Origin of the sequence: Sphingobium limneticum, from assembly GCF_008710165.1 — a bacterium.
In the GTDB taxonomy this organism is placed as follows: domain Bacteria; phylum Pseudomonadota; class Alphaproteobacteria; order Sphingomonadales; family Sphingomonadaceae; genus Sphingobium; species Sphingobium limneticum.
In genome coordinates, this window is the sequence record NZ_VYQA01000007.1 from 218,642 (window position 1) to 236,044 (window position 17,403).

At 63.5% G+C, this 17,403-nt stretch carries 16 protein-coding genes; 10 read left to right on the forward strand and 6 right to left on the reverse strand.

The annotated features are described in order from the left end of the window. Positions 1-197 precede the first annotated feature (197 nt). Complete coding sequence (locus tag F4U95_RS11685; RefSeq protein ID WP_150425798.1) at positions 198-476, forward strand: hypothetical protein; 279 nt, start codon at positions 198-200, stop codon at positions 474-476. Here F4U95_RS11685 and F4U95_RS11690 read toward each other — a convergent pair. Further along, entirely contained in the window at positions 451-2,703 is a 2,253-nt protein-coding gene (locus tag F4U95_RS11690) for a hypothetical protein (protein WP_161600390.1), read from the reverse strand. The two genes, F4U95_RS11685 and F4U95_RS11690, sit on opposite strands and share 26 nt — an antisense overlap. A 214-nt stretch (positions 2,704-2,917) precedes the next feature. Between F4U95_RS11690 and traD the strand changes: the two genes are divergently transcribed. From traD to F4U95_RS11735, 9 genes are all read left to right on the forward strand, one after another. Next, positions 2,918-3,550 (forward strand): conjugal transfer protein TraD, encoded by a 633-nt coding sequence (gene traD, locus F4U95_RS11695; protein ID WP_150425800.1) that lies wholly within the window; start codon positions 2,918-2,920, stop codon positions 3,548-3,550. Beyond that, positions 3,547-4,371, forward strand: a complete 825-nt coding sequence (locus tag F4U95_RS11700; RefSeq protein ID WP_150425801.1) for a hypothetical protein — start codon at positions 3,547-3,549, stop codon at positions 4,369-4,371. The genes traD and F4U95_RS11700 overlap by 4 nt, the downstream gene beginning before the upstream one ends. Then, entirely contained in the window at positions 4,368-6,398 is a 2,031-nt protein-coding gene (locus F4U95_RS11705; protein ID WP_150425802.1) for a hypothetical protein, read from the forward strand. The genes F4U95_RS11700 and F4U95_RS11705 overlap by 4 nt, the downstream gene beginning before the upstream one ends. A 110-nt stretch (positions 6,399-6,508) precedes the next feature. After that, positions 6,509-7,612 carry a hypothetical protein gene (locus F4U95_RS11710; protein WP_150425803.1) on the forward strand — a complete coding sequence of 368 codons (1,104 nt, stop codon included), beginning with the start codon at positions 6,509-6,511 and terminating at the stop codon, positions 7,610-7,612. A 268-nt stretch (positions 7,613-7,880) separates the two neighbouring features. Next, positions 7,881-9,503 carry a recombinase family protein gene (locus tag F4U95_RS11715; protein ID WP_211363979.1) on the forward strand — a complete coding sequence of 541 codons (1,623 nt, stop codon included), beginning with the start codon at positions 7,881-7,883 and terminating at the stop codon, positions 9,501-9,503. Positions 9,504-9,738: 235 nt separating this feature from the next. Next, complete coding sequence (locus F4U95_RS11720; protein WP_060978302.1) at positions 9,739-10,593, forward strand: chromate resistance protein ChrB domain-containing protein; 855 nt, start codon at positions 9,739-9,741, stop codon at positions 10,591-10,593. Then, positions 10,590-12,002: a chromate efflux transporter gene (gene chrA / locus F4U95_RS11725; RefSeq protein ID WP_060978301.1), complete on the forward strand. Its 1,413-nt coding sequence runs from the start codon at positions 10,590-10,592 to the stop codon at positions 12,000-12,002. Before F4U95_RS11720 ends, chrA begins: the two co-directional genes overlap by 4 nt. Continuing rightward, complete coding sequence (locus F4U95_RS11730; RefSeq protein ID WP_208597921.1) at positions 11,999-12,922, forward strand: DUF1259 domain-containing protein; 924 nt, start codon at positions 11,999-12,001, stop codon at positions 12,920-12,922. Before chrA ends, F4U95_RS11730 begins: the two co-directional genes overlap by 4 nt. Before the next feature lie 9 nt (positions 12,923-12,931). Next, positions 12,932-13,912: a YncE family protein gene (locus tag F4U95_RS11735; RefSeq protein WP_060978300.1), complete on the forward strand. Its 981-nt coding sequence runs from the start codon at positions 12,932-12,934 to the stop codon at positions 13,910-13,912. A gap of 12 nt (positions 13,913-13,924) precedes the next feature. On the opposite strand, the gene F4U95_RS11740 is transcribed toward F4U95_RS11735, so the two are convergent. From F4U95_RS11740 to F4U95_RS11760, 5 genes are all read right to left on the reverse strand, one after another. After that, positions 13,925-14,191 (reverse strand): metal-sensing transcriptional repressor, encoded by a 267-nt coding sequence (locus F4U95_RS11740; RefSeq protein ID WP_060978299.1) that lies wholly within the window; start codon positions 14,189-14,191, stop codon positions 13,925-13,927. A 13-nt stretch (positions 14,192-14,204) separates the two neighbouring features. Further along, on the reverse strand, positions 14,205-15,080 hold the full coding sequence (locus tag F4U95_RS11745) for a nickel/cobalt efflux transporter (protein ID WP_060978298.1): 876 nt from the start codon (positions 15,078-15,080) through the stop codon (positions 14,205-14,207). A gap of 127 nt (positions 15,081-15,207) precedes the next feature. Then, entirely contained in the window at positions 15,208-15,498 is a 291-nt protein-coding gene (locus F4U95_RS24590; RefSeq protein ID WP_066213736.1) for a hypothetical protein, read from the reverse strand. A gap of 267 nt (positions 15,499-15,765) precedes the next feature. Then, positions 15,766-16,692 carry a DUF4198 domain-containing protein gene (locus F4U95_RS11755; protein WP_223811304.1) on the reverse strand — a complete coding sequence of 309 codons (927 nt, stop codon included), beginning with the start codon at positions 16,690-16,692 and terminating at the stop codon, positions 15,766-15,768. Positions 16,693-16,701: 9 nt separating this feature from the next. Further along, positions 16,702-17,226 carry a DUF2271 domain-containing protein gene (locus F4U95_RS11760; protein ID WP_060978296.1) on the reverse strand — a complete coding sequence of 175 codons (525 nt, stop codon included), beginning with the start codon at positions 17,224-17,226 and terminating at the stop codon, positions 16,702-16,704. Between the last annotated feature and the right edge of the window lie 177 nt (positions 17,227-17,403).

A 17,403-nucleotide genomic window follows, 5' to 3' on the forward strand; every position in this document is an offset into this window, starting at 1 on the left:
ATTTTTCCCCAAAGATCTCCGATCACGGAAATCTGTCATGGACGGGTCTCGACGGCCGGCCCGGAGGCGGTGCCTTTTCCACAGCGGGTGCATGCCAAGCCCATCACCGGGAGGGCGCCCCATCCCGATCCAGCACATTCAGCGACGACGCTGTTTCGCCGCGTGCCGATGCACGCTTTTTCAAAAAGGAGAATATCGTGACTTTCGACCCCAACGACCTCACCACCGCCGATATCGACGCGCTATGGGCGCGCGATCCTGATCGCAGGGGACCGGTCCTCATAACGCTCGGTCTCGATATCGAAGAACTGCCGCTCTGCGCCTTTTGCCCGATGGCCCGCTGGTACGTTCAGGACGATGCGGTCTACGCCTTCTGCAAGGAGTATCGCGACATCAAATATACGGGCACCGGCAAGGGCGTGTCCTATTGCGACGCCTATGTGATCGCGATCAACGATCCAGCTCGCGAGGCATGATGCGCGGGCGTATCGATGGCGCTGCCTCGACCTTCCGGTCAGCAGGCCGCACCTCAGTCTGCCCGCGTCGTGGCCAGTGGTCGTCATCGTCCCGCGCCGCGATCCTGTCCGCACGCCGAGCCTCGTGCAGCCACGCGGCAAGGGGATGGCGGCGAGACGGTGCAGGCTTGGCGCTGACCTTCGGCCGGTCCTCCGGCTGCGGCGTCGAAGCCGAGGCAGCCAGCGCGGCGGCAGCCTCCCGCCCGATCCTGGCGATCTGCGCCACCTCGCGAACCCGGTCTTCGGCAATCCTCTCCAGCGCTGCCTGAGCCTCGGCCGTGGCGATATCGGCCTGTTCAAGGCCGTGGCGCGTCAGCAGCTCGGCCTCCACCCGGCGCTTGCCGTCCCGCTTCTCGATAGCGCGCCGTTCCGCAATAATCTGCGCCATCAGGCGTGCAAGCGCCAGCCGTCGACGATCCTCCTCTGCTGTGTTGGCGACTGCCAGCTGCCGTGCCTTCTCGGTCTCGGTCCTTTCTATCTCCCGCTTTGCCTGGGCTTCCAGCGCGCCATCGACACATTCGATTGCGAGCCCAAGCGGCCCTGCGTCGAACAGGCGCGCCACCGGATGGATGACGGGGATCGATGGCGTCTGCGTAACAGGAAGTGAGGGACGTAGCGGCAAGGCCGATGGCAGTGTAGGCCGCTTGCGCGCTATGCCCGCAGGCGTCATCACAACACCGAGCGTCCCGGGCATGCGCACAGGCGGTGCAACGACGGGCATCGACATATTCGGTAGCGGGACCACGGCCGGCGCTTGCCGCAATGGCAATCGCAAATTTGCGATTTTGAACGACGGGGCCGCGCAAGGCGTGACCGTGCTAGCCGGAACAGAAGGGAGAGGGGCCGCGATGGTTCCCAGTGACGCCGGCTTCGCGGGCTTGTCCACGGATGCGATCGCCAGCGGCAAGGCCATCTCCTCTGCCCGCATCGGCAACTCGATCGTCGGCATGACGATCGGTTCCGGCAAAGGCCGGGCAGGCATGGCGATCATCGATGTCTCGACGTTCAGGATCGTCGCCATGATCCGCTGCGGGATCTGGCGTGGGAGAACCGGCATACCGGCCCAGCGACGCGCGACGGCGCGCGCCCGTTCCTGTTCCCGCGCCAGCGCTTCGTCCACATGACGCAATTCCTCGTCGAGCTGCGCCGTTTCCGAGCGGATCACCCGTTCGAAATTTTCCTCGTTCTTCGCAATGTGATGGCCGTTGCGGGCCATGCTGGTCAGCATGCCGTCCAGATGCACTTGCGGTTCATGGACGAGACCGCGGGCAGCATTGCTCTTCGCCGTATAGGGCTGGTTGATCCCGCTCTCATACGAGCTGATCGTCATCGCCGACGCATATATCTCGCGCATCAGCCGCATGGCCTGCGGATTATCCAGATCGGTGCGCAGCATCTCCCCCACCTGCCACTCATGGTCGCCGGTGCGAGCCATCGGACGGAAGCTGAACAGGATGTGGAGGTGCCAGTTGCGTTCGTCGCCCTCTTCCGGCGGCGCATGCAGGGTGACGACATAGGGCAGGTTGAAGCGGCCCAGCGCCTCCTCTGCCCAGACCAGGCCCGTGCGCATCATCTCATCCGGCGTCTGGCGATAATCGGCCGCCATGATGGCGTGCATCATCAGCTTGGCATTTTTCTGCGCGCCCCAGTTGACCTGCTCCAGATGATCGAAGGCGCACAGCGCCTCGTCGATATCCTTGCCGACATTGGAGACGAAATAGGGTCGGCCCGCCGCATCCACGTCCGCGCCGTTGAAGACATATTTGACGACGCGCAACGACACGCCCGCCTCTGCGGTCTTGCGCGAATAATAGCGGATGCGCACGAACACGCCGCGTTCACCCCTCCGGTCCAGCACGATGCCGCTATATTTGGGCAGGGCGCGGCTGGCATAGGGCCAGTCTCGCTTGCGCTCTTTGGGCGGTTGACGCCGGACCTTCTCCGGTCGGACCTTGGTCCTGATCAGCCGGCCCCATTTGCGGCGTTGCTGCTCGGCCTCCTGAAATTCGATCCTGAGATTATTCTCCGCCAGCAGATAGTCGCGGCGCTGGTCGCGCCGCAGCTTTTCCTCCGCCCGCATCTGCAGGCGCTGGGACGCGGCATCCAGTTTCTTGGCGACGAACGGGTTGGCGGTGTCCGCCGTCAGCACGGACAGGCGGCCGAAATTGTCGGCGATCAGCGCCGGCACATAGACGTGCGACTTCCTTGAAGTGGATTGGGGGGCAGCCTGAACCGCTATGCGGGAGGGAGACGTCTTCGCCATCGGTGAAACATTTCTTGCGCCAATCTTCAGCCCCCCAATCCTACCCTCTCCCTTCGACCGAACATTCCCTGAGTCAGGGAATGTTTCGATGCCCGAATCTCCGATCCTGCCGCCTGTCAGCCAGACAGGAGCATGAGACATGACATCGCAAATTTACGATAAGGCCGGTGGCCAGCCGGACATCGACCGCATTCTGGGCGATGCGGACGCCCGCATCGCCGAATTGGGTGAACAGCGCGCCGCCCTCGCAGAGCGCAGGCGGCGCCTCATCGAGCCCGCCTACAAGACCGTGGCCGCCAATCCGACCGACATGCACCACAAGATCACCCTCGGCGCCGTGATGGTGAACGCGGGCATGCGCGCTTATGACGCCGATGCGCTCGCCGGCCTGCTGGCCGGCACTGGGCATCATATGCTCGCCCTTGCCGACGAGCTGGTCGATACGGATCCGGCCGCATCCCTGGGCACGATCCTGATCCGCCTGCTCGATGGGCAGGAGCGCGAACTCGCCGCACGCGGTCTGTACCTGACTTGGCAGCGGCGGCTTGTCACCTATGCCGAGGATCGCGCGGAATGGCTGGCGCGGGACGAGGATTATCGTCTTGAAGGGGCTTGGCGCCAAGAACCGATGACGGCGGACCAGCGCTGGCTGGTCCGCGTCACCTGCCGCGTCCGTCATCTCGACCTGCCCGGCGACCTGCGCCGGGGAGAAGCGGCCGACTGGCTGGAACTGCACGGCGCCAACCTCAGCTACAAGGCGTTCATGGCATGAGCGCGTTCAGGTGGAGCGATCGCCACGGCGTCGATCACGATCTGGCGCACTACCAGCCCATCATCGACGAAGTAAGTGCGATCGAGGCGGAGGTGGATGCCCAATTGACCGGCCTGGAGAGCGCGGATCGCGCAGTGCGGGATCAAGCCCGCGCCGCCATCGACAAACGTCGGCACCGGCTCGTTCAGCTCCATGCGGACATCCTGCGCTGGAACAATCATGCCGAAGCCGAGATGCGTAGCGCCGCAACCGCACTGGCCGGCCAGATCGATACACTGAGCGCCGCGCTCAAGGATATGCGTCTGCTTGTGGGCCTGCATGACGAGCATGCCCGTCTTCTGCATGACAGCCGCGATGCGCCTGACCAGCGGCAGGCCACCCTGGCCGGCCCGGCCACGCCGCGCCAGATGCTGGCGCTTGCCCTGACGCATGGCACGATGAAACCGCAGACGCCGACCCGCGCCGAGGCCTGGGCCTGGCTGATCAGCCAGCCGCGCTTTCATCGCAGCCCGGTCAGTGACGGCGGATGGTTCGCCTGGGTCGATCCCGCCGGCCATAGCCATCGCCTGCATGATCCGCTGCCCATCGAACGCATGGGCATCACCCTTCTTGTACAACTGGAGACACTGCGAGACGAGTTGCGAGCGGAACAACCACTCGACACGCTGTTCCTCCAAGTCGAGCGCGGGCTCGCTTTGTTCGACATGGTTAACGTCCTAAAAGCAGATCTGGAACGGTTCGATCGTGAGGCTGAGGCCCGCGATCTGGCCGCGTGCAAGGCCTATGCCGCTGACTGGCGGTCACGGAGGACGATGTCATGACCGCCCATTACAGCCCGCATTATGGCGAGCGGCTGTCGCAGGCGCAGGAAGCAGCCCTGCACAATGCCTTTGCCGGCGTCCTGATCACGGGCGACAAGGTGGTCGACAGGATCGAAGCCATGGGCCGCCTCGACATTCTTGAAGCGCTTGGCCTGCATTCGGCGGCGACGCCGCAGGAGCGGGCCCGGCGGCTGCAAGCTCGTGCAGTCGGCACGAACCGCATGAATTGGCCGGGTCTGCGGGACGAGCTGCATAGCCAGCACAAGGTGGTGACGGATCTGCTCGACGCCCTGCGCGCCGCTCCCGGTGCGGTGCCCGTCCCCGATCCGGCGATCGTGGCGAAGCTCTGGCTGATGAAGGGCTTTGCGAGGGACGGCGACATCATCACCGTCAACGGCGTGCCCGTGCCCGCCAGTGAGGAGCAACTGCGCTGTTTCGTCGTGCTGCGATACAGGCCTCTGTTCAGCCCGCTCGCCGATCCGGCTCGCATCTATCGCGGCGATACGGACTATGATCGTACCCACACCACCGATGCGTTGCAGGCGCGTATCATCTTGGTCAGCACGCGCAGCTATCTCGACAGCCTGATTGCGCTTCAGACCGGAGGGTTCGAGCTCTTCGTCGCCATCTGGCTTCGCCAGATGGACAGGGCGGACATGCTCATCCGGCAGATGGAGCAGCAGGATCTGCCGCCCTGCTATGCGCGCAGCCGCATCAGGAACAGGGCGATCTGCCTGCGTCTCTCCTGCGCTGTCATGAACGAGTATGAGCGCGGGTTCGATCTGCTCTTCGCCTTGCGCGCAGAGTTGGGCGTCACGCACAAGTCCGTCCGGCAGGCCCTGCGATCCTCTTCATCAATGACCAGACTCCAGACCGCGCCGAACGCTACCGGTCGATATGCTGCCAGCGCCGCGGGGCATATCCGGGTTATTCACCCGACCATGAACGAGGCGCCACCTAAAGCTGCGCCCGACCTCATCCATGCGCAGGTGGACAGTGCCTTTACGCATGCTGCGCTCTTCACCGGACGGAACCCGCGCGTACGGCATGACAATGGCCGCAATGGCCGGCCTATTCGTTTCTACCGCGGTGTGGAGCCGGCGATGATCCTGCCCGTGATGCTGATTCAGATGGTGGAGAGCATGGTCGCCTATGAAGGGCCGTTCTGGATGCGGGGCGTGCCCAAAAATGCCGGTAATGGCTATCGCCTTCCAGACCGGCGGTCGTTCGACGTGATGAGCCTCGCCACGATCATAGCGATCCCGATCTGCCTTTCGAGCGCTCGCGCCATAGCTGGAGGCACTGGAGCGCAGGACGACGATCAGTGGACGAGAGATACTGTCCGCACTCTCCTCACTCCCTCGTCCAGGCAATTGGATGCCGAAGTAGAAGACGACCAGGACTACATGGACCGGCGGATGGCGACAGGCGAGAAAGCCCAGAAGACTATCGATCCGACTGAGGGACAATTTGCGGAGCGTTTCAAGAACGCCTATGGCGATGCGCGCAAGCGCGCGCGGTCCTGCGCACCGGCGACAGGAGAGCCCGGCTGGACGCAGGGCTTCCGGTTCGATGCCTGGTGGAAGCCGGATGCCGAGCTGCATTTCCTGCGACGGTGCAGCCGGTTCCTGCAATATGATCCGGAGCAGGCGCTGAAGGCGCGGGCCTGGAGCGTCCCGATGAGCCGTGTGCCGCATCCCTCCGGCCGCCCCATGACAGCGGCCGACTGCTACACCGGCCTGCCATCCCAGCATCCCCTCGAGCGCGCACAGGATCTCTTCCGGCCTTATTTCACGATGGTGCAGGCGCCAGACCGCATGGCGTCCCGTCATGGCGGGACAGTCTATCGCGAATATCTGATCCGGGAGATCGCCGCGCTGCTCCCGACCCTCAACCCCACGACAGATGACCCCTTCCTCTATGAGATGGTGTGGCGCGAAGAGATGATGGGGCCGAAGGGGAGTGAGCAGCGGCGCAAGGCTGAATATCGACAGGCAATCGCCGTGGAAGCGGCGTGGAATTGCTAGCCGGCACCCTGCCGCGTTCCTCAGTCAGGGAGTCTTTCGATCCGAATCGGTGACAATTGGATGCCCACGACCTGATCGCGCTCATGCGGTCGGCTCGCGGGAACCAGCCAATGACTTCCAAGGGTGACAAGCAAACGTCCTTTCTCGACGAGAGCAATGAAACCGACACCGGACAGAATGGGGATATGGCGCCCGTGCCTTCCCCGGATGAGGGCGCAGCACTTTCCGATCAGGAAACCTTCGCCATCGAAATCGCCGAGCAGGCAGCCGCTCTGGCCGAGGATGCCGAGGATGCCGAGGATGCCGAGGATGATAATTACACGGCGGAGTTCAAGCCCGCCCCTGAAGCGCCGGGAGAAATTCTCGTCGCCATCGGCGAGATCTTCGACTGGGAATTTCATCTGCGCGCCTATTCCCCCAGGCAGGCGGAGCATGCTTCCGCGCTGGCGCTGACGGCTGCCGATCCTCTCGCCTTCCGTCCGGTAGAACTAGTGGAGAAGGACGACCGCTACCACCTCAAGAACGGACGCTATATCCTGGAGGCCATCAAGGCCGCCCACCCTGATGACGACACCATCCTGATCCGGGCGGTCCTGTTCCCCGGCACAGAGGAGGAAGCCGTCGTCGCCATGTGCGACGATGTGCTGGGCTCCGCTGTCGCCACAAAGATGGAGATGGCCCACGGCCTGCTCAGTCTCCAGCGTGCATGCGGCATCAGCCAGATCGCGCTGGCCGAACGCTATCCCGGCCTCAACGAGGACAAGGTCAGCCGCATGCTCATCGCGGCGCGGCTCCAGCAGGACTTCCCGATCCTCTTCGACATCCTCGAAGTCCCGCACAAGGCTCCGATCTCCTACGGCGTGACGGTGAAGAGCGCGCTCAAGGCTCTGGATGAAGCAGACGTTCAGCAGACCCTCGACATTGCCGAGCGCGCCGTCGCCGACGGCATTCGCTTCAAGCCGGCGGACGCCCTCGAACTGCTCGGTATCGTACCGATGGCCAGTGCGCCCACCGCGCAGCCCAAGCCGATCACGCCGGTCGATAGCGATGACATACTCGGCCATGACGAGCAGCCGGTTGGCGCTCGTGAGCGCCATGCCGACAATATCGAGCGTCTGCGCCTGCCGGATGTGACGGCCATGAGCCTGATGGAGCGCGAGGCCGCGGCCGAAGCCTTCATTGCCGAGATCCGCCGTCACTTCGGCCTGGTCTGAGAGAGCGAGCAGGCCGGCCCAGAGACATAGCCGTGGGAAAGCGTCCTCAGGACAATGGCTCGAAAGCCAGCCGCAAGGCTGCCGCGCGTGGAAAATCCGCGCCCGGCAGCACGCGTCCCGTTCCGGTCTACAGCCAGTTCCCTTCGGACTTGCCTATTTCCCGCAATGAGATTCAAATCGTTCTGGCGGCGCTTGGCCCTGACCTTGCCGCCCTGTTTTCGGAGGATGGATAATGAAACACGGCCGTGGATCAAAAGGTGGCGCCAGAATGCGGGCCTATATCTATCTGCGGCTGAGCGTCGATAAAGAGGATGGCAAGGCGCAGAGCATCGACGCCCAGCGCACCGCCATCCATGACTATGCCCGGCGCAACAATATCGAGATCGTCGAGGAGTTTGCCGACACCGGCCTTAGTGGCCAGTCCTCGAAGAGACCCGCCTTCAACCGGATGATCGAGCAGGCGACGGATGGCACGAATCCCGTCGATATCGTCCTGATCTATCGGATCGCCCGTCTGGCCCGCAATATGCGGGTATTCTTCAATTCGCTCGATGGGCTTGCGGATGCAGGCGTCGAGGTGATTTCCATCACCGAGAATTTCGGCGAAAGTCGCCGCACCAAGCGCATGGGCCAGACCATCTCGGCCATGGTTGCTGAACAGCAGGCCATTGACGCCTCGATCTACACATCCAAGAGCCGTCGCGAGAACGCCCGGCAGGGCTTTTATAATGGCGGTCCGGTGGCCTTCGGCTACGAAACCTATGTCGCCAGGAAAGATGGCGACAAGGAACGGATGAAGCTGCGCATCGTCCCGGCCGAAGCAGCGGTGGTCGATCAGATATTTAATTGGGCCGATATGGGCCGCGGCGGACGCTGGATCGTAAGTGAGCTCAACCGGCGCGGCACGACGCTGCGCGGCGCAAAGTTCTCCAACGGCAATCTTTCAGGCATACTGCGCCGTGTCACCTACACCGGTATCTATTACGACAAGACCGTCGACGACGACGGCAACGTCCCCGATCCAGAGGACTGGATCGCCGTCGTCTGCCCGGCTATTATCGATCAGCCGCGGTTCGACCGTGTCAACGCGCTGCGGGCTTCTCGCAATCCGCGCCGCACCGCTCCCCATATTGTCGCTGGCACCACGATGCTGACCGGGATCGCGAAGTGCGGTACGGCAGGTTGCGCCTGCGCCATGACGATCCGCACCGGAAAGGGTGGGCGATACAGCTACTATGTCTGCGCCAACCGCGTAAACAAGGGGCAGTCTTGCCCAACTCCGAGCATGCGGCGAGAGGTGCTGGACGATCTCGTTCTGGATACCGTTGAGAAGCAGTTGCTCGCACCTGAGCGGCTACAATCGCTTCTTGCCGACGTGCTGGACCTTTCAGACCAGAAGCGCGTCCAGCGCGAGCAGGAGCTTTCTCATGCCAAGGCCGAGCAGACCCGACTGAGAACAGGTATCGAGCGCCTGCTCATTCTGGTCGAAACGGGACAGATGGGTCCGCGCGATCCCATTTTCGCCAAGCGTATGGAAGAGAATCGGTCAGCGCTCGCTGCGGCGACGACGCGTATAGATGCCCTTGAAACGCAACTCGCGCAGGGATCGCGCAAGATTACCCCGGCGACGATCAGCCGCTTTGGAGACCTGCTCTCCGCGAGACTACGCGACGAAGACCCAACGCTGCGTAAGGATTATCTGCGGATGCTCGTCTCTGATGTCACCGTTTCCAATTCGCAGATCACCATATCTGGCCCGAAGGCCGTTCTGGAGAATGGTGTCTGCAACGGTGCCCCGCGTCTGATGGGCACGGTGCCCATCTTTGACCGGGAATGGTGCCCCAAGGCGGACGAAAGCGATGAATATGAATCGCCGCTTCTACTACCCTAGAGCCGCCATTTAACGCAAATGATCGCCTTCCTTCGTCCCCGGATTGCCCCCAGCGCTATGACCTAAAGGAACCGTTTTACTCATCCGTCGAGGAACGATCACCCTGCGGCAAACCATCACATCGAAAGGATTGACCGTCCATGCGGCATTTGCCATGATTTGAATATGGGGATCGCGGTCTCCCCACGAGGCGACAGGCTCAAGAATCGCGTCCTACTTTCAACAAGGACGCATCATGTCTGTTCTCAACACGATCTCACCGGATAAACTCGTTCGCTTGGTCGGTATTCCGACCGGGCCTGTTTTGATCGACGTTCGACCCGAGGAGGAATTCTCGGCCGAACCGCTGCTGATCCCTGGATCGTTGCGAAGGTCCGCCAGCGATGTCAGCGCCTGGGCACGAGCATTCCACGGCCAGTCGGTCGTTGTTGCTTGTCGGGACGGTGGATCGCTGAGCCAAGGCGTCGCCGCCCGGCTGCGCCACGACGGCGTGTCAGCGGAGGCGCTGGAGGGCGGTGTGGCCGGATGGGCGAACTCTGGTCTTCCAATGGTGCCGAACACCGTGCTGCCGCCCCGCGATGCCGAGGGACGGACCGTCTGGGTGACGCGCGGTCGCCCCAAGGTGGACCGGATCGCCTGCCCGTGGCTGATCCGCCGCTTCATCGATCCGAGCGCGATCTTCCTGTTCGTGGCGCCCTCCGAGGTTCAGGGCGTCGCCGAGCGCTTTGGCGCCGCTCCCTTCGACATCGAAGGCGAAGGCGTCACTTGGAGCCATCGGGGTGAGCTATGCACCTTCGACGTCATGGTCGAGGCATTCGGCCTCAGCGGTCATGAGTCACTCAAACGCCTCGCGCCGATCGTGCGCGGTGCCGATACCGGCCGCCCCGACCTCGTGCCCGAAGCGGACGGGTTGCTTGCCGCCTCGCTCGGCCTGTCGCGCATGTATGCCGACGATCAGGAACAGCTCGAGGCCGGGATGCTCCTCTACGACGCCTTCTATCGCTGGTGCCGCGACGCGACCGACGAAACCCATAATTGGGTCTCGCACCAGCCCGCGAAAGCCCGCGCCAAAGCGCAGGTGCGGCCATGAGCGGCGCGGTGACGGAACTGCCCGTAGGCAGCGAAGCAGGCACGCCGGATCACGGCATCACATTTGGTGAAGCCGTGCGCGTCTGGGCGCGGATCGCATCGCTGAGCTTCGGCGGCCCCGCTGGCCAGATCGCGGTAATGCACCGCATCCTCGTCGAGGAGAAGCACTGGATCGGTGAGGAGCGCTTTCTGCACGCGCTCAACTATTGCATGTTGCTGCCCGGCCCCGAAGCGCAGCAGCTTGCCGCCTATATCGGCTGGCTGCTTCACAAGACCAAGGGCGGTCTGGTCGCAGGCGGACTGTTCGTGCTGCCCGGCTTCCTCGCAATCCTGGGCCTCAGTTATCTCTATGTGCTGCTCGGCCATGTGCCGCTGATCACCGGGTTGTTCTTCGGCTTGAAGGCGGCGGTCCTCGCGGTGGTGATCCAGGCGGTGGTGCGGGTCGGATCGCGTGCTCTCAAGAACAACGTCATGCGCGGGATCGCGGCGGCCGCCTTTGTCGCGATCTTTTTCCTCAATGCGCCTTTTCCGCTGATCGTCCTAGCGGCGGGCATCGGCGGCTATGTCGGCGGACGGCTGGGCTTGTCGGCCTTCAAGGGCGGCGGCGGACATGGGAGCGCGGGCGGGAATGTCGTCCATGACCGCGATACCGCGCTCGGCGAAAGCCTGCCGGATCATGCCAAGCCCAACCTTGGCTGGTCGCTCAAGATTTCCGGGACATTCCTGTTCCTTTGGCTCGCGCCGGTCATCGCGCTGCTGGTGCTTCTCGGCCCCGATGACGTGTTCACGCGCATCGCAACCTTCTTCAGCCAGATGGCGATGGTTACATTCGGCGGCGCTTATGCCGTGCTGGCTTATGTCGCGCAGGAAGCGGTAGGCACCTATCATTGGCTCAGGCCCGGCGAGATGCTCGACGGCCTTGGCCTGGCCGAGACGACGCCGGGGCCGCTGATCATGGTCACGCAGTTCGTCGGCTTCCTCGCGGCGTTTCGCGATGCGGGCGCATTGCCGCAATTGGTCGCGGCCACGCTGGGCGCGATCCTGACGACATGGGTGACGTTCATGCCCTGCTTCCTGTGGATCTTCGCGGGTGCGCCGTTCGTCGAGCAGTTGCGCGGCAACCGGACGCTCTCGGCCGCACTCAGCGCGATCACGGCGGCCGTCGTGGGCGTGATCCTCAACCTTGCCGTCTGGTTTGCGATCCACACCTTGTTCCAGGACGTGCGGGTGGTCCGGGTCGCGCGGTTCGCCTTCGACTTCCCGGTTCTGACCTCGCTTTACCTCCCGGCGGCGCTGCTGGCCGCCGGCGCCGCGATAGCCGTGTTCCGGTTCAAGGTCGGGATGATCCCGGTCCTCGCGGCAAGTTCCGCGATCGGTGCGGCCCTCTATCTGTCAGGCGTGGTCCAATGATCCCGCTGCTGCTCAAGGAGATCATGATGAAGCGTATCACCACGTTCGGCCTGTTGGGGCTTCTCGCTCTGAGTTCGCCCGCATTGGCGGCTGAACCCTGGGAACAGGCGGTCGCCACCGCCATCGGCAAACCGGGCGCCGAGATGCCGGGCGGTGTCTATCGCATCGGCCTGCCGCGCAGCGACCTGCATGTGGTGCTCGACGGCGTGACCTTGAAACCGGCGCTGGCGCTCGGCTCCTGGCTGGCGTTCGTACCGCATGGCGGGGGTCAGGCGATGGTCATGGGCGATCTGGTGCTCACCGATACCGAAGTGAATCCGGTGATGGCCAAGCTTGTCGCCGGCGGAATCGAGATCACCGCGCTCCACAACCATCTGCTGCGGAACACACCCCACACCATGTATATGCACATCGCCGGGCATGGCGATCCGGCGCAACTCGCCAAGGTGCTGCACGATGCGCTGGCGCTGAGCGGCACGCCCTTGTCCGCGCCTCCGGCGGCAAGCCCCGCCGCGCCGGAGACGATCGACCTCGACACCGCCGCGCTCGACCGCATCATGGGCCACAAGGGCAAGATCGGCGGCGGCGTCTATGCATTCGGCATTCCCCGTGCCGAGGCACCGCGCGATGGTGGGATGGCGTTACCGCCCGCGATGGGCGCGGCCATCGCCATCAACTTCCAGCCAACCGGCGGCGGCAAGGCGGCGATCACCGGCGACTTCGTGCTGACAGCGTCGGAGGTCAATCCGGTGCTGCGCGAGTTGCGGCAGAACGGGATCGAGGTGACGGCGCTCCACAACCACATGCTCGACGACGAGCCGCGCCTGTTCTTCATGCACTTCTGGGCCAATGACGACGCGCAGAAGCTCGCGCGCGGGTTGACCGCCGCGCTCAGCCATGTCGCGGTCGCGGCGAACTAGGGCGCAGCGATGAAACCCTGGAGGGGATGTGCAGCGGCACTGCTGCTGGCGCTGCCGGGGTGCAGCCAGGCACAACCGACCGATCCGCACTCCCCTCTCGTGCTGGAGCGAACGATCTCGCTCCCCGACACCAGGGGGCGCATCGACCATCTGGCGGTCGATCTGGCGGACCATCGGCTGTTCGTTGCCGAGATCGCCAACGGCACGGTCGATGAGGTCGATCTTGAGGCCGGCAAGGTCATCGGCCGCATCGCCGGCCTTGGCGAACCGCAGGGCGTCGCCTGGCTTCCGGCGACCCACGAATTGGTGGTCGCCTGCGGTGACGGCTCGGTCCGCTTCTATGACACAGAGCTTCACGAGCGGGCGCGGATCGCGCTTGAGGACGATGCCGACAATGTGCGGGTCGATCCGCGCAACGGCCATGTCATCGTCGGCTATGGCAAGGGCGGCCTCGCCACGATCGATCCCGTCCGTCACACGGTTCTCGCCCGATTGGCGCTGCCCGGCCATCCGGAGGGGTTTCGGCTGTCCGGATCGCGCGCCTATATCAATATCCCCGATGACGGCTCGGTGATCGCGGCCGACATCGACCAGGGAAAACAACTGGCACGCTGGCCGACCGGACTGCACCGGCTTAACTTCCCGATGGCGGTCGAGCCGTCAGGCAACCGGATCGTGATCGCCTATCGGCTCCCGGCGGCGCTGGCGACGATCGATACAGCGAGCGGCCAAACGCTCTCCCTCGGATCAGCTTGCGGTGATGCCGACGATCTATTCCTGGTGCGCGATCATATCCTGCTGGTCTGCGGCGCCGGCCATGTCGATGTGATCGGCGCCGATGGACAGAGCGCGTGGGCGCAAACTGCTGGCGGCGCACGCACCGGGCTCTATGTGCCGGAGCTGGACCGATTGTTCGTGGCGGTTCCGGCCCATGGTCATCCCGCCGCGATCTGGGCGCTCAAACTGAATCTCGCGCAGCCCCAGCGCTGAAGCACGGCGGCGTCAGAGATATTTGGCCAGTTCACCCAGCTTAGCCAGTTCGTCGCGCGTCGCCTTGGGCAACGGCCCGACCAGTTCCTCCAGATGATGTTCGATATGATCGCTGACCAGCAGTGTCTTGGTCTTGTCGAGCGCAGCGACCACCGCCTGCATCTGCTGCGCGATCTGGAGGCCGTCCCGGCCTTCGGCAACCATTTCGACGATCTTGGCGAGATGGCCCTGCGCGCGCTTCAGGCGGTTGAGAAGATCGGGATTGGCGGCATGGCTCATGCAAATGTCCTGCTCAATGCGGTAGCGCGATCCATCCGTGAACGGCGACATAGAGGCCGACGATCAGGATGACCCCACCCGAAACATAGGGCGCCTTGCGGACGATCTCGCCAAAACCGCTCCAGCGCTTCGTCACCTGCTTGACGCTGATCGCGGCGATGACGCCCGACGCGACCATGGTGATGGCAAGCCCGATGCTAAAGCACAACACCAGCACGGCGCCCAGCGCGAGCCGCTGGAGCTGGAGGCAGAGCAGCAGCACGGTGATCGCGCCCGGGCATGGGATCAGACCGCCGGTCAGGCCGAACAGGATGATCTGGCCGGTGGTGACATTGCTGTTCGCGAAGCGGCGCCGGATGTCCTCTGCATGGGCCATTTCGTGCGCATCGACAAAGCCGCCGGTCGCAACCTCCAGGCCGCGTTCCTCGGCTTCCTCGAATTCTTCATGTTCATGGTGGTCGTGATCGCCGTGATGATTATGCCCGTGGCCGTGGGAGTGGCCGTGATGGTGCCCATGATCGTGGTGATAGTGTTCGGCTGCAATCTGCTCGCGGCGGGTGCGCCATAGCATCCAGGCGGCGATCACGACGATCAGCACGCCGGATGCGAGCTGGAAATAGGGTTCGGTCGCTTCCGCGTTGAGGCCGCCGAACAGCCACATGCCGCCGAGCGCCACGACCCAGACCACGACCGTATGGGAGAGCGTCGCCGCCAAACCCAGCAGCACGGCCTGGCGCACTGTTCCCCTGACCGCGATGATGAAGGCCGCCATCATCGTCTTCGAATGGCCCGGTTCGAGCCCGTGCAGCGCGCCGAGCAAGATGGCGGTAGGCACAAACAGCCACGCATGGGCGGCGCTTTGTTGAAGCAGGTCTGCAAGAGAGGTCATGGCGTGGCGTTTAGCATGAGCTTTCGCATCATCCCATCCCCCTGGATAGGATATTTATCGATAAACGAACCTTATTGTGTTCTGGAGATTACTCCTCATCGCCTGATGAGCATCGGCGCCCGCTGGCTCAATCTACAAGTAGCGCGAGATTGCCTTGAAACCCTCGATCGCCCTGTTCGAGGGCGATCGGCGGTTCGCGGTGGTGGTCCGCTTGCCGGATGCCCAGCGCGACGATCTTGAAACGCTTGGCGTCATCCCGGTCATGCTGCCGGCGGCCGAAGGCCAGGCTGGTGCTGCCGGCGATTACGGCTTGGACAGCCCGCCTGAAGATCGGTCCCATGCCAAAGGCCAAGTTGGCGACCTCGTAGGCAAACGCAATGCCGGCGCCCGGATGGGCATCGGCATTGTGATCCAGCAAATATCAAGCCGGTCAGACTGCACCGTCCCTTCGGAATGCTGGTCGCGGATACGTAGCCAGAATCTCCGCAATCGATTTGAACTCCATGACCGTCATCGATCGCCGTTGTCACTACGCTGGCGTAGCAAAGGCGGTTTATAGGTCATTTTCGGCGGAAACCAACGGTATGTGGTGACCCGCGATGATGAACACTACATTTACGCTGTAACACCGCCCTAATGCTTGCACATTCGAATCAATTCGGATGGGCCGCCGCCGCAGTCGAGTCTATGACGGAAGAACTTCGACAGTCATGGAATAAGACGATCGTGGCCGCGGTGGCGCAATCGGGCGCGGTGCTCCTTCGCCTCCGGGCAGATTACCAGCAGCCAGTGGCTGTTCAGCCTTGGCACTGGCTTGGGGCGCAGAACCACCGGGGCCGGCCGCGCTCCGTCCACCGCCGCTGGCGACGTTTACCCACCACATACCGGCGTCCGGCCAAGTGATCGTGACCTTGCCCTCGGCATCGGTCGTGAGATCAAGCTGCTGAATGCCATCGCGATAGCGAACGCCACCGTTTACCGCGCTCACGGAAAGGTCGGCCGCCGGCTTGCCATCAAGCAGGAACTGGAAAGTGGCAGCCTCGCCGCTCGCCAGTTCGGTAGGGTGCGTAACCGGAACCATCTCAAGTCCCTTGCCGGTCGGCTTGAAAACCGCGGTGGTCGGCTCTCCAGCGGTCGCAAAGGTCTCGATGCGGCTCGTATTGACCGCGCTCCATACATCGGTCGCCCCGGCGGGCACAGCTTGAGCGAGCGTTGCAGGCGTGGTCCCGCGCGGAAGCATCTTCCGTTCTCCGTTCAGCAGGTAGCTGCCGCTCACCGATTCAGAAACGATTGCGATCTTGTAGGTGCCGGGCTGCACGACATGGACATCGAAAGTCTGACGCAGGCGGCCCTTCGCGCTGTTCTCGACCGCTACCTTGCTGCCATCCGGCGCGAGCGCGAACGGTTCCCAATTCTGCACGGCGTGATCGAAATAATAGAGGTCCGTCGATAGGGCCGCATCGACCGTCAGCCATTCGTCGCCGCTACCGACGAACATGGTCTCGGAAGGAAGCATCCACGACCGGGGCGCTGCCTCGACAGCGATCGGCGCAAGCGCGGCTCCCATGGCGAGGGCCGACAGGATCGACGTGCGGATCATCTTCACAGGCATAGCTCCCCCTTAACGCCGGGCGTTCAGTGAGACGCGGCCAAGCTCGAACTTGCCGCTCGTCGATGCAGTTGCCTGGGTTCCCGACCAGGTGAAGGGCAGACGCACCGCTTCGCGTCCACCGGCCTCGCGTGCTGCTTCGACGACGAGGACATAGTTCCCCGGTGTCAGCGCGGGCATACCTCCCCGACCGGCGGTGAAGCTGAGCGTATGCGATCCGGCCGGACGGGTTGCGCCGCTCACGCCGTCGGCAGGAACACTGAGCATTCGTCCGGCAGCACGCCACCAAAGACGCACGTCGCGCAGCCATTTGGCGCCCGCATTGTTGCGCTTGTCGACATCATAGAGAATGCTGAGGGTCCGGGGAGCGCTGCCCGCCTTCTCCAGCCAGACCGCCACATAGGGGCGATGATATTCGGCAACCGACAATCGCGGCAGCGTGAACGAAAGGTCAATCGTCTGCGCGCCAGCTGGCGTTACCCCAAAGCCGCTTGAGCCGAGAGCCGCCGCAGTCAATCCCGTCAAGCGAAAACGCATGCATATATCCCTGATTTCGATTGCTTCTAAGAGGCCGTTTCGAAAGGGGTTGAGCGGCTGAGGTTCGTGTGATTCCGGGGGTTTTGCAGACAACCCGGAGATCTTGATGTGGACCCCAGCCACCCGCGTGCAGCATACGCGTGTTTCGAAGCGTTACCAGACGGATTTGAGCGATGC

Bases quoted from the DNA above. Each gene is read 5' to 3' on its own strand.
- traD (WP_150425800.1), top strand. From the start codon at position 2,918: ATGACATCGCAAATTTACGATAAGGCCGGTGGCCAGCCGGACATCGAC.
- F4U95_RS11700 (WP_150425801.1), top strand. From the start codon at position 3,547: ATGAGCGCGTTCAGGTGGAGCGATCGCCACGGCGTCGATCACGATCTG.
- F4U95_RS11705 (WP_150425802.1), top strand. From the start codon at position 4,368: ATGACCGCCCATTACAGCCCGCATTATGGCGAGCGGCTGTCGCAGGCG.
- F4U95_RS11710 (WP_150425803.1), top strand. From the start codon at position 6,509: ATGACTTCCAAGGGTGACAAGCAAACGTCCTTTCTCGACGAGAGCAAT.
- F4U95_RS11715 (WP_211363979.1), top strand. From the start codon at position 7,881: ATGCGGGCCTATATCTATCTGCGGCTGAGCGTCGATAAAGAGGATGGC.
- F4U95_RS11720 (WP_060978302.1), top strand. From the start codon at position 9,739: ATGTCTGTTCTCAACACGATCTCACCGGATAAACTCGTTCGCTTGGTC.
- chrA (WP_060978301.1), top strand. From the start codon at position 10,590: ATGAGCGGCGCGGTGACGGAACTGCCCGTAGGCAGCGAAGCAGGCACG.
- F4U95_RS11730 (WP_208597921.1), top strand. From the start codon at position 11,999: ATGATCCCGCTGCTGCTCAAGGAGATCATGATGAAGCGTATCACCACG.
- F4U95_RS11735 (WP_060978300.1), top strand. From the start codon at position 12,932: ATGAAACCCTGGAGGGGATGTGCAGCGGCACTGCTGCTGGCGCTGCCG.
- F4U95_RS11740 (WP_060978299.1), bottom strand. From the start codon at position 14,191: ATGAGCCATGCCGCCAATCCCGATCTTCTCAACCGCCTGAAGCGCGCG.
- F4U95_RS11745 (WP_060978298.1), bottom strand. From the start codon at position 15,080: ATGACCTCTCTTGCAGACCTGCTTCAACAAAGCGCCGCCCATGCGTGG.
- F4U95_RS11755 (WP_223811304.1), bottom strand. From the start codon at position 16,692: ATGCCTGTGAAGATGATCCGCACGTCGATCCTGTCGGCCCTCGCCATG.
- F4U95_RS11760 (WP_060978296.1), bottom strand. From the start codon at position 17,226: ATGCGTTTTCGCTTGACGGGATTGACTGCGGCGGCTCTCGGCTCAAGC.